This is a genomic window from Vagococcus lutrae (assembly GCF_003987555.1).
GTDB classification, from domain to species: domain Bacteria; phylum Bacillota; class Bacilli; order Lactobacillales; family Vagococcaceae; genus Vagococcus_A; species Vagococcus_A lutrae.
Genome location: NZ_NGJW01000001.1, coordinates 142,010 through 156,329 on the forward strand (window position 1 = coordinate 142,010; position 14,320 = coordinate 156,329).

Consider the following 14,320-nt stretch of genomic DNA (forward strand, 5'->3'; position numbering starts at 1 on the left):
GAAAATGAACATAGTGAAAATTGACATTCATTTTCAAAAACTGTAATATAGTTATGATAGAGATATTGTGGCTTAAATAGCCATTTACACAAGCCGCACCTTATTTTGAAAGGAAGTATCAAATTGAACAAAAAATTAAATTTAAATAAACTACAAACCCGTATCGGTTACTTTGTCCTACTGATTGTTCTTCTTTGGGCAAAAACGATGTTTGCCTACTTAGTAGACTTTCATTTAGGGATTGAAAGCCTGTTCCAGTATTTCATCCTATTTATCAATCCATTTGCGACAGCGACATTACTCCTGTCAATTGGCTTATATGTTAAAAATCCGAAACGCGCTTACTGGACGACGACCTTGATTTATATCGCAATGTCGATTTTACTATTTTCAAATGTCGTTTATTATCGAGAGTTTACGGACTTCATTACAATCAACACCATGCTTGGTGCGGGTAAAGTCGCATCAGGTCTAGGCGAAAGTGCTTTACGTCTATTCCGACCATATGATTTATTGTATTTAATTGATTTCCCTATTCTTGGCGTTTTATTTTGGAAAAAGAAAATCAATGTCGATGAACAACCGATTCGTTTCCGTTTAGCGTTTGCGATTACGTCCCTGTCCGTTTTGATGTTTTCTATTAACTTATCATTAGCGGAAGCAGACCGTCCACAACTACTCAAACGGACGTTTTCAAAAGACTATATTGTCAAATATCTAGGTATTAACGCATTTACTGCTTATGACGGCTTGCAAACATACCAAGCTAACCAAAACCGCGCTCAAGCAAGTGAGAACGACTTAGTTTCGATTGAAGAATACGTCAGCCATCACCAAACACCACCAAACGAAAAAATGTTTGGCGTTGCTAAAGGGAAAAACGTCATCTACGTTCACTTAGAAAGTTTACAACAATTCATGATTGGCTATCACTTAGTAGATGAAAATGGTGTTTCTCATGAAGTGACACCTTTCCTAAACAGTCTATTTAATGACCAAGCAACCTATAGTTTTGACAACGTCTTCCACCAAGTAAAATCTGGTAAGACGAGTGATGCTGAAACACTATTAGAAAATTCATTCTTTGGTTTAGACCAAGGTCCTTTATTTACACAACTGGGTAATAAAAATACCTTCCAAGCAGCTCCAGCCATTTTAGGTCAGGAAGCGGGTTACACTAGTGCCGTCTTCCACGGTAACGCAGGGACATTTTGGAATCGTAACGAAACATACAAACATTTAGGTTATGATTATTTCTTTGACGGAAGCTACTATGACGTCAATGAAGATAATTCATTCCAATATGGCTTACATGATAAACCATTTTTCCAACAATCTACACAATATTTAGAACATCTACAACAACCGTTTTACACGAAGTTTATTGCGGTATCTAACCACTATCCTTATTCAGAATTTAAAGATGGCGATGCTGGTTTCCCAATGGCAAACACTAAAGATACAACGATTAATGGTTATTTTGCAACAGCCAACTATCTTGATAAAGCGGTCGAAGAGTTCTTTAACTACTTAAAAGCTTCAGGCTTATACGAAAATAGTATGATTGTGCTTTACGGTGACCACTATGGTATTTCCGATTCACGCAACGTCGAATTAGCAGAGTTACTAGATAAATCTCCGTCTTTATGGGGACCGTACGATAACGCGCAATTACAACGTGTACCATTAATGTTCCATATCCCTGGTCAAACAGAAGGATTTGTCAATCATACATTTGGTGGACAAGTGGACGTTCTACCTACCTTATTACACTTATTAGGCATTGATAGTAATAAATACTTGATGTTAGGTCAAGATTTATTCTCTCCAGAAAACAGTCAGATTGTTACATTCCGTAACGGTGATATTATGACGCCTGAATACACGATTATTGGCGACAATGCTTATCTGAACAAAACAGGACAAATGATCTTAGAACCGACTGAAGAGCAAACTGCTCAAATCGAACAAATTCGCGAAGCTGGACAGCAGCAATTGCAAACGTCTGATGCTTTAACAAATGGCGATTTACTCCGTTACTATACAAACAGTAACTTGGAGCCAGTCAAACCTGATTCTTATAACTATAAAAATCAAGTCGAACGCCTTGAAAAGATTGAAAAAGAAAAAGGTAAAAATTCAACTAGCGTTTACAGTCAGCATAATAATCAATCAACTGTAGACTTATATGAATCAAAAACATACCAAGAATATTTTGGTAAACCCGATGTAGCAAGCAAAGAAACTGCTGCTGATAGCGAATAACATTAAGAACACTGTCATTATTGACAGTGTTCTTTCTTTAATTAACAAAGCTTTTATCATAATTTATTCATATCTTTTTTTTATAGTAGAGATATGAGGTGAATGGTGAATGAAATCGATACTGCGACATGCGACTTTTTTGATTATCATTATGATTTTACAAGCTCTTTTAATGGGATTATTTACGATAGGTGCCTTTCTTTATCGCGCCAACTTAGAAATTTTTCACTCTTTAGAACAACGTTGGCAACAATTGCAACCGATAACTGGAACTTGGCATATCAAAAACGATGCTTTACAACAAGTTAAACAAGAGTGGTGGGGACATCAACAACAGTGGGGCTTACTTTTCACTCTGATTATCACACTTTTATCTTATTTAGTTATTTGGTACTTTTTCAAGCAAGCGAAAAAAAATCTTACTCAACCTTTTTTTATTATAGTGCGTTTACTTGTAAGCTCATTCCTTGCCGTTTTTATCCTTTTTTATATCGTAAAATCAACTCTTTGGCAGTATTTACTAACTTATTGTAGCAATTATTACCATATAAAATTAAGTTCTCTGACACAATCTGCGACTGACTACTTACACATACAACAACCTCGTCTCTTCCCTTTTAGTATTGACAGTTTAACTCATGTTTATATTTCCAATCCTCTGACATCTAAAACGCTGCTACTCGTGATTTTAATAGGAAGCTTATACTATCTCTTACTAATTCTCTTACCTATCTTTTTACTTACAAAATTTAATCGTCGACGAAAAAAGGTGCCCTTTTAACAGGACACCTTTTTCTTATTGATAAACGGCATAACGACGTTCCATATAGTATTGAATCTTTCCAACTACCCAACACATTAACCAATATAAAATAGCGACTAAAATATATAAACTCATATAGTCAAATTCACGCCCGCCAATAATCTTCGCTTTTTGGAAGATTTCAGGTACGGTAATCATTGCAGCTAACGACGTTCCCTTCACCAAATCCATGGCTACGTTACCTAATGACGGGATGGCAATACGAAATGCTTGGGGAATAATAATTTGATACATCGTTTTCGTATAGGGTAACCCCAACGCTTTAGCTGCATCCCACTGACCACTATCGACTCCGCTAATTGCACCTCGATATATTTCACTTAAAAAGGCACTGCTCGTCATTGTGAAACAAATAATCACGGCTTGTAAGGCCGTTAATTGATACGGCAAGCCAAAATATAGAATAAATAACAGCACTAGCCCTGGTACACCACGCATAAAAGAGGTATAGCCTTTGACAAAGAGTTGAATTATCTTTCTTTCACTAAACATCAACATGGTTAAAAAAAGCCCAAAAATATTTCCCAATAAGAAGGTCACGACACTAATACCGACTGTGTAAGGCAAACCTTGTAAAATAAATGGTAGCGACTCCCACATTAAAACTGGATTGATTTTTGGGATGTAGACAGCTCCTATCATCTTAATCAATCGTCACAGTCTTATCGACTTTAACATCAGGCTCTACCGACACATCTGCATTGAAAAATGTTTCAGACAGTTTTTTAAGCGAACCGTCAGCTTGCATTTCTTCTAACACTGTATCAATCTTTTCGCGTAACGCAACATTTTGTTTTGGATAGAAAAAGCCTGAACTAGACGGATTAAAATAAACATCCTCTAATATTTTAACAGGAATATCCGGCAATGCTGCCACAGACATTTTTTGTAAGTAGTAGTCATTTAAAATAACATCGGTACGACCATTGGCAACATCTGTTAAGTATTGATCGTTTGTCGCATTATCATAACTCACTAATTCTGCACCCATTTTTTCAGCCAGTTTCATATAACCAGTCGTCGCTTCCCCGGCTGCTTTTTTACCTTTTAAATCTTCTAATGACGCTATACCTGAATTATCTTCTTTACGGACTATCATGCTATCGAATGAATATTTAATTGGAATAGATAAAGCAAATTTCTTCGACCGCTCCTCACTCATCCCAAAATCATTGGCAACTAAGTCTGTCATGCCTTTTTCTACAGACGCTAACATACCATCTACATTATACTCTTGAAATTCAATATCTAATTTTAAACGATTCGCTACTTCTTTTGCGACTTCGACATCGTAGCCGGTCAGTTCATTCTTATCATTATAATAAGAGGCCGGGAAAAGAGTTCCTGACGTTGCGACGATTAAGCGACCACGCTCTTCCACTTTTTCCCAACTTGCATCTTGTTTTGCCACTGTACTATCTTTTTCGTTCGTTTGACATGCCGCAAGTCCTACGACTGCCGCTACTAAACCTAGTGTCATCCACCATTTCTTTTTCATCCTCTATTGCTCCTCATCTTAAACATTATAGTAACTTGGTAAATAGAATTTTTGTTCATTTTCAAATAATTGTCCCACACGGAATAAGATATCTTCTCGTCCTTTTGATGCCATTAATTGAATCCCGATAGGTAGTCCTGTTGACGTCACATACGTCGGTAAGCTAATGGCTGGTTGACCAGTTAAATTAGCTAATTGTGTGTATGGCGTAATCGCTAAACTCTTTTCAAACATCTCATATACGAGCTTTTTCAAAGCAGGTTTATCGAGATAACAAGAATTTTCTAAGCCCGCACGTATCCCATCACTCTGTAAATCGGTATCAATTCTTGGCGCTACATCGGTCGCAGTCGGCGATAAAAAGGCATCGTAAGATTCGAATAACTGCTCCATCGTCGCAGTCGCTTCGTCCCATAATTGTAAGGCCTGTACATACTCCCCTGCTGGAATGTGTTGCCCGTATTGATACAAGCCCCACGTCATAGCTTCCATATCTTGTTCTGTTAAATCACGTTTCAATGCAGCCGTCATTGGACTAAACATCGCGACCGTTTCCGCACCGTTCATCGCATAGTAACTCTCAATTAGCGCACGTCCGTCTACTGGATACGCTATTTCTTCTAACTCATGTCCCTGACTGGCTAGAAAGTCTACGGCTTGTTTTAACGCATTTTTAGCATCTTGAGATACAGGTGTTCCAACCGGAGAATCCACGCAATAAGCTATTCTTAATGGGCGTGTTTGTGTCGCTAACTGATAATCACTGAAAGGAGCTTGATAAGGTGCGGCTTTTGACGTTCCTCTCATATGTTCAAAGAGCGTCATCGTATCACGCATGGAAAGAGTCAAAGCAAAGTTTATCGACGCTCCTTGCCAATCACGCCAACTCCCCGGACCGACAGGCATACTCCCACGTGTCGGTTTCAAGCCTATTAATCCAGAAAATGAAGCGGGGATACGAATCGAACCACCACCATCACTAGCACCTGCAATAGGAAACATCCCACTCGCCACAGCTGACGCCGCTCCACCACTTGAACCACCTGCGTGATGTTCTGGATTCCATACATTACGCGTCACGCCATATAATGAAGCATCTGAAATATTTTTAAAGCCAAACTCAGGGACATTCGTCTTAGCAAACGGAATAAAGCCCGTTCGTTCTATTTTTGAAACAAAATAATCAGTGGACTCTGCTCGATAGTCTGCTAATAAGCGTGACCCTGCCGTCGCACCCATTCCTTTTTTATTTTGACCTAACATTTTCAAGGCAAATGGTACCCCTGTAAAAGGCGCATCTAAGTCCAATGTCAGTGTTTCTAATTCTTTCAGAGCCTGTTCTAAATCACTTTCAACAACAGCATGATATAAAGGGTTTTTCTGTTCGATTTGACGAGCTGTTTCCTCCAGTAACTCACTTGGTGAAACCTCTCGATTTTTAATTTTTTGTGCCCAATACGTTGCATCCTTCATTTTACACACTCCTTTAACATTCGCTATTTATTATAACAAGCTACTTTCACAAACACCTAGCGAACACGTCGTAATTTTGTCACCACTTAATTTCAAATTAAATAAAGCCCATCGTATCACGCTTTAGCATTTCCTTTAGCTTTTGGTAAAAACATTTTTGTACTGAATCAAATAAAAAAAAAGACCTTCTTAATGAAGATCTTGTTTCAATTCTTTAAAGAGTGTGGTATTTAGACTATACTGGTTCCCCGAAAGAATATCATATTGGAGCATCTGATAATCCGCAAATAATTTTTTTGCTTTTGGCGGGATTTTCATCCCTGATTGCCATACAGTTCCATCATAACTGAGGTCCGCTTCAAACGCTGGTAACGCTTCTTGCAATTGTAGCAACAAATAGTCCCACGTACTAATAGGTAATTGCGCTTGTTGACGTAATAACGGATAGAAATAAATGGGACTAAGTACTGACGAGGTCTGATTAGAAAAAGACAAGTGATAGTCACTATCATAGAAGAAAAATTCCGTTTGACGCCATTCCTCTTCTGGTAGGCTTTTCTTAAATGCCTCACTATAAATACCAGGTAAATGATCCCCAAAGAAAACCACTAACGTACGACGTCCCAAATGATGCAACTTAGGTAAAAAATCAGCTAATGCTTGACTCGTATATTCGATATCTGTCATATAGTTCGCTAAAGTAATCGTCTGACTATCACCATCTGCTGTTAATGTCGTATTCGGGTACTTTTCTTTATACGGCATATGTGTTTGCATCGTAACTAAATGAATAAACTGAGGAGCATTTTTTTCTTTTAAAATCTGATACACTTCATCTAACGCAGCTTCATCCGAAATGTAAGGATTTTGCTCGATTTTTTTTGTCGCCGTCATTTCTTTTTCCGTGATAAATTGCTGAAAACCTAATCGACGATAGACATCTTGGCGCTTATACATCGAACTATTATAAGGATGTATCGCACTTGTATAATAACCCTTATCGTTTAATTGCGAGACAACAGAAGGCAAGCGTTTCATCTTGGGTACTAACATCGTATAGGGTGTTGTCATTTGACTATTCATCGTCCCCATTGAAAAACCCGTTAATGCTTCAAATTCAATATTTGCCGTGCCACCACCATAGCTTTGTGATAACATCTGACCGTGATAAGTATCAGCAACCAGTTCGCGATACACTGCTAACGGATCACGGCTCGCACGAATCCCCTCCAGTCGCAGTGGATCTGAAAAACTTTCCGACATGATAAAGACAATATTCGGTTGGTCTTGCAACGTATGGCGTGCTTCCTCTTCCGCCAAGTGCTGATAGTTTTCCACAATACGCTCGACTTCTTGCTGTGAATAGTTCGCTGGTTTTTCCATGGCTTCCACTTTCAAATTATACATAAAGCCGGCAACAAACCCGGTATTATAATAATTCATCTTTTGACTATAAGGAATCCATAACGCTGTTTTGCTATACTGCTTTTTTAACCAATGATTATCTTGATTAAAGTGACCGATTGAAACGAGCAAACCCGTCATCAATCCAAAGCACAGTAGACGCACGAGCTGTTGATAACTTGAGAGTTTTCGACTTTTCCACAAAGCATATAGCAACCAAATGCTTAACACACTTAAACTAATCGCTATCACGATAAATAACGGCTTGCCCAGTATATCTTGAAATAATCGCCACTCGGTAATCATGCGTAAATCATCTGGGTATAGCGGTTCTTCTCGATAACGCATTTTAAAATAGGTTGCTAACCCGATACTTACTATCGTTATAAGATACAAGCTAATCCCTCTAGTAAAAGACCCAAGTAAGGCAATCATCCACATTAAGACAATGAATAGCACGGCTGTGGATAACCAGAATTTCGCAACATGCCATTGAAAGGCAAACTTATACACTAACGTCACAGACAACTGATTTTGCATCCACTGTAAATATAAATGACTGATAAACGTGATTGCGATAAGTAATACACTCTGTTTGATGACACGTTTGATTATAGCTTTTTGACTACGCATCTCTTTAACTCTTTAGCTCTTTTTTCCAAAAGGTATCAAACGGCGTAATCGGCAAATGACGTTTATGTTCACTCTTTAAATAATGGCGTTCAATTTGTTCTGCAGCAGCCTCACTCACACTTTTACCTTCTAAATAGTCATCAATCTCATCATACGTCACCCCTAAAGCGACTTCATCTGGTAACATCGGTTGATTTTCTTCCAAATCAGCTGTGGGCACTTTTAAGTATAACGATTCAGGTGCGGCTAACATTTTTAAAAGCGAGCGACCTTGACGTTTATTTAACCCAGCTAATGGAAAAATATCGGATGCCCCATCACCAAACTTAGTATAGAAACCAGTGACGCTCTCTGCCGCATGGTCAGTCCCAATGACTGCCCCTTGTCGTTCTCCGGCAATTGCATATTGGACAATCATACGTTGACGCGCTTTGATATTCCCTTTATTAAAATCGCCTATTGGTAAATTTTGTTCTGCAAATGTGGCGACCATTGCCGAAACAGCCGGTTCAATATTAATCGCATATGATTCATCTGGTTGAATGAACGAAAGAGCAGCCTGTGCATCACTTTCATCCGCTTGCACGCCATGAGGCAGACGCACCGCTATAAAACGATAACTGTCATCACCCGTTTCTTCTCGCAATTCAGCAATCGCAATTTGCGCTAGTTTGCCAGCCAACGTCGAATCTTGTCCCCCACTAATCCCTAGTACATAGGTCTTTAGAAACGGATGTTGTTTTAAATACTCTTTCAAAAAAGAAACGCGCATGTCGATTTCTTTTTGAGGGTCAATAGTTTCTTTCACCGCTAACACTTTTTTTATTTCAGCTTGCAAAGGTCTCATGTCATTCTCTCCTTTTATCATTTAAAAAGAGTCTACGGAAACTGACTATTCCGTAGACTGCCTAGCATCATTTCGACAATTTTTTAACATCTTCACGTACTTGGTCAATAATCGCTAATTTATGATTGTACGCCGCCTGTGATAAATCAACGGGGTATATTTGTGGGTTTAAGTCGCGTTTGTATTCTTCCCATAAACTTTCATGATTGACATCAGCAAAACGCTTCACGTCTTTTAAGTCTGGTAGTTGATATACGCGCTCCCCTTCCACGTAAATGTCTTGTAAAATCGGACGTGCCTCAAAATCTGTGACTGTTTTATTGATAAACGTGTGCACGGGGTGGAACATGTACAACTCATCTAGTAAATCAGGGCGTTCATGGGCTAATGCCACATAATCCCCTTCGGAACGTTGGTCTTTTTTACTTGTAATGCGCCATACTTGTTTTTTACCCGGTGTGGATACTTTCTCCACATTGCTTGAAAGTTTAATAGTATCTACCATCTCACCCTCATTATTTTCAATCGAAACAATTTTATAAACAGCACCCAAAGCTGGTTGGTCATAGGCGGTAATCAGCTTGGTCCCTACACCCCAAACATCAATCTTCGCTTTTTGCATTTTCAAACTCAAAATTTTCGCTTCATCTAAGTCATTAGACGCGTAAATTTTTGCTTCAGGGAAACCAGCTTCATCTAGCTGTTTGCGTACTTTTTTAGAAATATACGCCATATCACCACTGTCTATACGCACGCCTAAAAAGTTAATCTTATCACCAAATTCACGTGCGACACGAATCGCATTGGGAACACCCGATTTTAACGTATCGTAAGTATCCACTAAAAAGACGCAATCGCGGTGCGTTTGCGCGTAGGCTTTAAACGCTTCATAATCATTACAGTAAGACTGTACGAGCGAATGAGCATGTGTGCCGCTCGTTGGAATACCAAACATTTTACCAGCGCGGACGTTACTGGTTGCATCACAACCACCAATATAAGCAGCACGCGTTCCCCAAATCGCAGCGTCCATCTCTTGAGCGCGACGGGAACCAAATTCCATTAATAAATCGTCCCCTACAACCGACTTAATTCGAGCAGCTTTCGTCGCAATTAGCGTTTGATAGTTCACGATATTTAAGAGCGCTGTTTCAACCAACTGGCACTGCGCGAGTGGTCCTTCTACTTGAACAATCGGTTCATTGCTGTAGACTAACTCTCCTTCCACAGCGGAACGTACGGTACAGCGGAATTTAAATTCACGTAAATAATCTAAAAAGGCTTCTGGATACTCTTCTACTTCTCGTAAATAATCAATGTCCGATTCAGAAAAAGTCAAACGATCGAAATAATGAACCAATCGCTCCAAACCAGCAAAAACAGCATAACCATTTTTGAACGGCATCTCTCTAAAATAACATTCAAAGACAGCGTGTTGATCCGCTCGCCCTAACTCCCAGTACGTTTTCATCATATTAATTTGATACAAGTCAGTGTGCAAAGTAAAACTATCATCTGGATATTTATACGGCATGTCGATTCTCCTAATCTATATTTACCTTCTATTATAACACGAGAGACGCACTGTGTCTTAGACGACGGTATGACTTTTCAAAAAACAAACGACCTATTAAAAAAACTCACGAAAAATCATTTTCGTGAGTCAACTCGGCTTATTTTAATTTATCATGTTCATACACATGGGTTAATTCCAACTCTGGAAATGATTGTTGACGTAATGCTTCATAAAGAACTAAGGCCACTGTATTCGATAAATTAAGTGAGCGAACATGCTCGTCATTCATCGGGATTCTTAAACATTGACGCTCATACTTTTTCATAAAGGGTTCAGGTAATCCCGTCGTTTCTTTTCCAAAAATAAAAAAGTGAGATTGGTCGTCAGCGTAATTAACGTCCACATAGGTTTGATTCGCAAACTTTGTGATGAGATGAAGAGGTTGCTCTCCCACATACTCTAAAAAGGCCTCTAAAGAAGCATGATACGTAATATCCACATCGTGCCAGTAATCTAACCCCGCACGCTTCAACATTTTGTCATCAGTTGAAAATCCTAATGGCTCAATTAAATGCAATGGAGTATTGGTCGCCGCACAAGTTCGGGCAATATTGCCAGTATTGGCAGGTATACATGGTTCAAATAAAACAATATGGTTCGTCATATCTTTCCCTCCATTTTTTCATAAAAAAAAAACGTATCGGCTCGGTGTCAATCACGGCGAGTCCGTTACGTTAGCAAAGTTTTCTTCACTAACTTTTATCAGAACAGGAATCTGATAAAAACTAATGAAAAACAACTAAACTTACTATATCAGAAGGTCTACACCTTTGCAACAAGATTATGAAAAATTATTGACTTTTCTGTGCTTTTTTTCCAATTAGAATATCAACCGATACGGTTAGCGTCTCTGGTAATTGCTTTAACGCACGCTCTCTTGCAGTTTCAGAAGCACTCCAATGCAGGGGCGACATATAAACCGCATCTTCTCGTAATGCTTGCGGAATTGAAAAAGAATAAGTTATCGCAGTATCAGAAATCACTTGCAAACTGTCGTAAAACTTAGCTTTGACAGGAGCATTTTGATAGGTTTGTTTATCAACATCGTCTTCAAAAAATAAAGCGCGCAACTCTTTTAAATAGTCTTCGCGTGGTACGACTTTAATCACTTGGCCTTCGTCATGCAGCACACGTTGAAATTCTTCATAATGACTAGGCGAAAAAATATTCACAATATGACTGATTGAATGGTCTTGAAACGGCAACCGCGTAATATCTGCTATCAACCATGAAACATCTCCCTGATGTTGCGTCGCTAATTCAACCCCTTCTTTTGAAAGGTCACATCCGAAATAAGCCGCTTCAGACTGTTCAGGCAAAAGTTTCGCTAAAAAACTACCCTCGCCACAGCCCGCATCTAGTAATACACGCACCTCTTGTGTCGCTAACACCTCTTGAATCGAAGAGATTAAAGGCGCATAGAGACCTGCTTGAATCATCTTCATGCGATGCGTTAACATAACTTTATCATAACTATTTTTTATCGCTTTATCAGGAAAATATACTGTTCCTTTATTGGATAGATTGTATGTATGCCCTTCTTGACAAATTAGTTGACGGTCTTCCACCATAGTCAATGTCGCATGGCATTTTGGGCAAGCCAAAATCGATTCACTTGCTTTCAATAAGCGAGCTGCTCGCGTTTTTTTCTTTTCTAGCAATCCAATTCCTTCTTTCAAAAACATTTTTCACTTGTCATCATACCATATTTTTTATCATAATATGCTACAATAAAGAAAATGAAGAAGAAGGAAGTGCCTAATTTGATTAAAGAATTTTGTGCAGAAAACTTTACAGATATTCCTAAAGCTATCGCAGCCGGTGCCACACGAATAGAATTATGTGATAACCTAGCAGCAGGCGGAACAACCGTCAGTACAGGCGTCATGGAGGAAACCATTCACTACTGCCACGAAAAAGATATTCCTGTTATGGCTATCATACGCCCACGTGGTGGCAATTTTGTCTACCACGATACCGAATTAAAAATCATGGAAACCGACCTTTTAGAAGCTAAAGCACTAGGTGTTGACGGTATCGTTATCGGCGTATTAAATAACGACAATAGTTTAGATAAAGAAAGCATGGCTCGCTTTATCGCTCTAGCTGAAGGACTACAAATAACTTTCCACATGGCATTTGATCAAATGAGTCATGAGCAACAGCTTGACGCAATTGACTGGCTTGCCGAACAAGAAGTAACACGTATTTTAACACATGGCGGACTGGCTGGAACTCCAATTTCTGATCACTACGAGCATTTAAAGTCGCTGATTGTTTATGCTAACAATCGCATTATTATCTTACCCGGCGGAGGTGTCACATATGAAAACTGTGATGAGGTCATGGAAACACTAAATGTTAATGAAGTACATGGAACTCGTATTGTTAACTATTAAAAAAAACCAGATTATCGATTAAGATAATCTGGTTTTTCTATTGTTATGAGCCAATAAAATAACTCATAAATAAACTTGCGATATTAAAGTAAATGAGTACACTCGTTAAGTCACTTAAAGTGGTGATAAAAGGACCACTAGCGACTGCCGGGTCAAACCCTAATTTATCCATAACCATTGGAATTAAACTACCCGCTAAGTTAGCAACGGTAATCGCACAGAGCATGGCCATCCCAATAACAAATCCTAGCATAAAGTTTTGTTTCCAAATTCCGACAATTAAGAAAATAGTGACTCCCGTAACAAATCCGGTAATGAGTCCTGTTAAGACTTCACCAATAATCAGACTCATAAAACCACGCTCATCATCTTGAACGGCTAAACGACGGACGGCAACGGCTAACGATTGCGTTCCAGCGTTCCCGGCCGTTCCGGTAATAAGTGAAATAAACACTGCTAAAATACTTGCTTCACTGACCAATTCTTCATAGCGCCCAATCAACGTCGCTGTTGACATTCCTAAAAAGAGTAACGTTATCAGCCAAGGTAAACGCTTAGCTGCTGCTTTAAACGGATTTTCCGTTACTTCATCCACGTCAACCCCAGCCAAACCAGAATAATCACTGGTTGCTTCTTCGTCCATTACGTCGATAATATCATCAACGGTTACAATTCCTAACAACCGTCCATCATAATCCGTAACAGGAATCGCTAAGAAGTCATAATCACGCATAGTTCGCGCGACATCTTGTTGGTCATCTCCAACTTTCACCGAAATAACACGCTCGTTCATAATATCAGAAATCAACATATCATCGTCATTTACTATTAAATCCCGCAACGAAATAACGCCAACTAAAAAATCATTGACGTCTTTTACAAAGACATAATAAATCGTTTCAGCTTTACTTGCCTCTTCTTTTAATAAACGCATGGCAGAACCCACGGTCTGTTGCGACTCAATCGCAACATACTCCGTTGTCATAATCGCTCCAGCTGTTTCATCTTCATAGTGCAATAAGTTTTTAATTTCAGCTGCACTTTCTTTTGACATAATACTTAAATACTTGGCAACATCTTGACGATCAAGTTGCTTCAACGTGTCGACAGCATTGTCGGTATACATCTCTGCCAACATCTCTGCCACATAACTCGGTTTCATTTCTTTTAAAAGACCTTCAACATCTTCTTGTTCTTCTTCCAAAACATCGAACATGTCCGCCATCTCTTTTGGCGAGAGATAGGCATATAATAATTGTCGTTCATCTTCTTCTAATTTCAAATAAAATTGACCTTGGTCATAAATATGTAAATCTAAAAACTCACTACGAAATGCTTGAATATGATTGGCTCTCAAGTGTTCACGCAGTTGTGAAAAGTCTTCGGCTATCGTTTCACTCAT

General features: G+C 38.9%; 12 protein-coding genes. 3 read left to right on the plus strand and 9 right to left on the minus strand.

Annotated features, from left to right (window positions below; translation table 11 throughout):
- The first annotated feature begins 123 nt into the window (after window positions 1-123).
- Both CBF33_RS00715 and CBF33_RS00720 read left to right on the plus strand, forming a co-directional pair.
- Entirely contained in the window at window positions 124-2,265 is a 2,142-nt protein-coding gene (locus tag CBF33_RS00715; protein WP_425330193.1) for an LTA synthase family protein, read from the plus strand.
- Window positions 2,266-2,374: 109 nt separating this feature from the next.
- Window positions 2,375-3,046 carry a hypothetical protein gene (locus CBF33_RS00720; protein ID WP_126760715.1) on the plus strand — a complete coding sequence of 224 codons (672 nt, stop codon included), beginning with the start codon at window positions 2,375-2,377 and terminating at the stop codon, window positions 3,044-3,046.
- A gap of 15 nt (window positions 3,047-3,061) precedes the next feature.
- Here the strand turns inward: CBF33_RS00720 and CBF33_RS00725 are convergent, their stop codons facing one another.
- The 8 genes from CBF33_RS00725 to CBF33_RS00760 form a co-directional block, all read right to left on the minus strand.
- Window positions 3,062-3,730, minus strand: coding sequence for an amino acid ABC transporter permease (locus CBF33_RS00725; RefSeq protein ID WP_126760989.1), 669 nt, complete (start codon window positions 3,728-3,730; stop codon window positions 3,062-3,064).
- 1 nt (window position 3,731) lies between these two features.
- Window positions 3,732-4,586, minus strand: a complete 855-nt coding sequence (locus tag CBF33_RS00730) for a transporter substrate-binding domain-containing protein (RefSeq protein ID WP_126760716.1) — start codon at window positions 4,584-4,586, stop codon at window positions 3,732-3,734.
- A gap of 18 nt (window positions 4,587-4,604) precedes the next feature.
- Entirely contained in the window at window positions 4,605-6,059 is a 1,455-nt protein-coding gene (locus CBF33_RS00735; protein WP_126760717.1) for an amidase, read from the minus strand.
- A gap of 189 nt (window positions 6,060-6,248) precedes the next feature.
- Complete coding sequence (locus CBF33_RS00740; protein ID WP_126760718.1) at window positions 6,249-8,096, minus strand: LTA synthase family protein; 1,848 nt, start codon at window positions 8,094-8,096, stop codon at window positions 6,249-6,251.
- A gap of 4 nt (window positions 8,097-8,100) precedes the next feature.
- A complete protein-coding gene (gene nadE / locus CBF33_RS00745; protein WP_126760719.1) occupies window positions 8,101-8,943 on the minus strand; it encodes an ammonia-dependent NAD(+) synthetase in 843 nt (280 codons plus the stop codon).
- A 67-nt stretch (window positions 8,944-9,010) separates the two neighbouring features.
- A complete protein-coding gene (locus CBF33_RS00750; RefSeq protein WP_126760720.1) occupies window positions 9,011-10,477 on the minus strand; it encodes a nicotinate phosphoribosyltransferase in 1,467 nt (488 codons plus the stop codon).
- Between the two features lie 139 nt (window positions 10,478-10,616).
- Complete coding sequence (gene trmL, locus CBF33_RS00755; RefSeq protein ID WP_023605908.1) at window positions 10,617-11,123, minus strand: tRNA (uridine(34)/cytosine(34)/5-carboxymethylaminomethyluridine(34)-2'-O)-methyltransferase TrmL; 507 nt, start codon at window positions 11,121-11,123, stop codon at window positions 10,617-10,619.
- 187 nt (window positions 11,124-11,310) lie between these two features.
- Window positions 11,311-12,180, minus strand: coding sequence for a methyltransferase domain-containing protein (locus tag CBF33_RS00760; protein ID WP_170167717.1), 870 nt, complete (start codon window positions 12,178-12,180; stop codon window positions 11,311-11,313).
- Window positions 12,181-12,282: 102 nt separating this feature from the next.
- On the opposite strand from CBF33_RS00760, the gene CBF33_RS00765 reads away from it, so the two are divergent.
- Entirely contained in the window at window positions 12,283-12,918 is a 636-nt protein-coding gene (locus CBF33_RS00765) for a copper homeostasis protein CutC (protein ID WP_126760722.1), read from the plus strand.
- Between the two features lie 43 nt (window positions 12,919-12,961).
- Here the strand turns inward: CBF33_RS00765 and mgtE are convergent, their stop codons facing one another.
- Entirely contained in the window at window positions 12,962-14,320 is a 1,359-nt protein-coding gene (mgtE, locus tag CBF33_RS00770; protein ID WP_126760723.1) for a magnesium transporter, read from the minus strand.

What these genes read in the sequence shown, in the direction of transcription:
- CBF33_RS00720 (WP_126760715.1), top strand. Translation starts at nt 2,375, where the DNA reads ATGAAATCGATACTGCGACATGCGACTTTTTTGATTATCATTATGATT.
- CBF33_RS00725 (WP_126760989.1), bottom strand. Translation starts at nt 3,730, where the DNA reads ATGATAGGAGCTGTCTACATCCCAAAAATCAATCCAGTTTTAATGTGG.
- CBF33_RS00730 (WP_126760716.1), bottom strand. Translation starts at nt 4,586, where the DNA reads ATGAAAAAGAAATGGTGGATGACACTAGGTTTAGTAGCGGCAGTCGTA.
- CBF33_RS00735 (WP_126760717.1), bottom strand. Translation starts at nt 6,059, where the DNA reads ATGAAGGATGCAACGTATTGGGCACAAAAAATTAAAAATCGAGAGGTT.
- CBF33_RS00740 (WP_126760718.1), bottom strand. Translation starts at nt 8,096, where the DNA reads ATGCGTAGTCAAAAAGCTATAATCAAACGTGTCATCAAACAGAGTGTA.
- nadE (WP_126760719.1), bottom strand. Translation starts at nt 8,943, where the DNA reads ATGAGACCTTTGCAAGCTGAAATAAAAAAAGTGTTAGCGGTGAAAGAA.
- CBF33_RS00750 (WP_126760720.1), bottom strand. Translation starts at nt 10,477, where the DNA reads ATGCCGTATAAATATCCAGATGATAGTTTTACTTTGCACACTGACTTG.
- trmL (WP_023605908.1), bottom strand. Translation starts at nt 11,123, where the DNA reads ATGACGAACCATATTGTTTTATTTGAACCATGTATACCTGCCAATACT.
- mgtE (WP_126760723.1), bottom strand. Translation starts at nt 14,320, where the DNA reads ATGAGTGAAACGATAGCCGAAGACTTTTCACAACTGCGTGAACACTTG.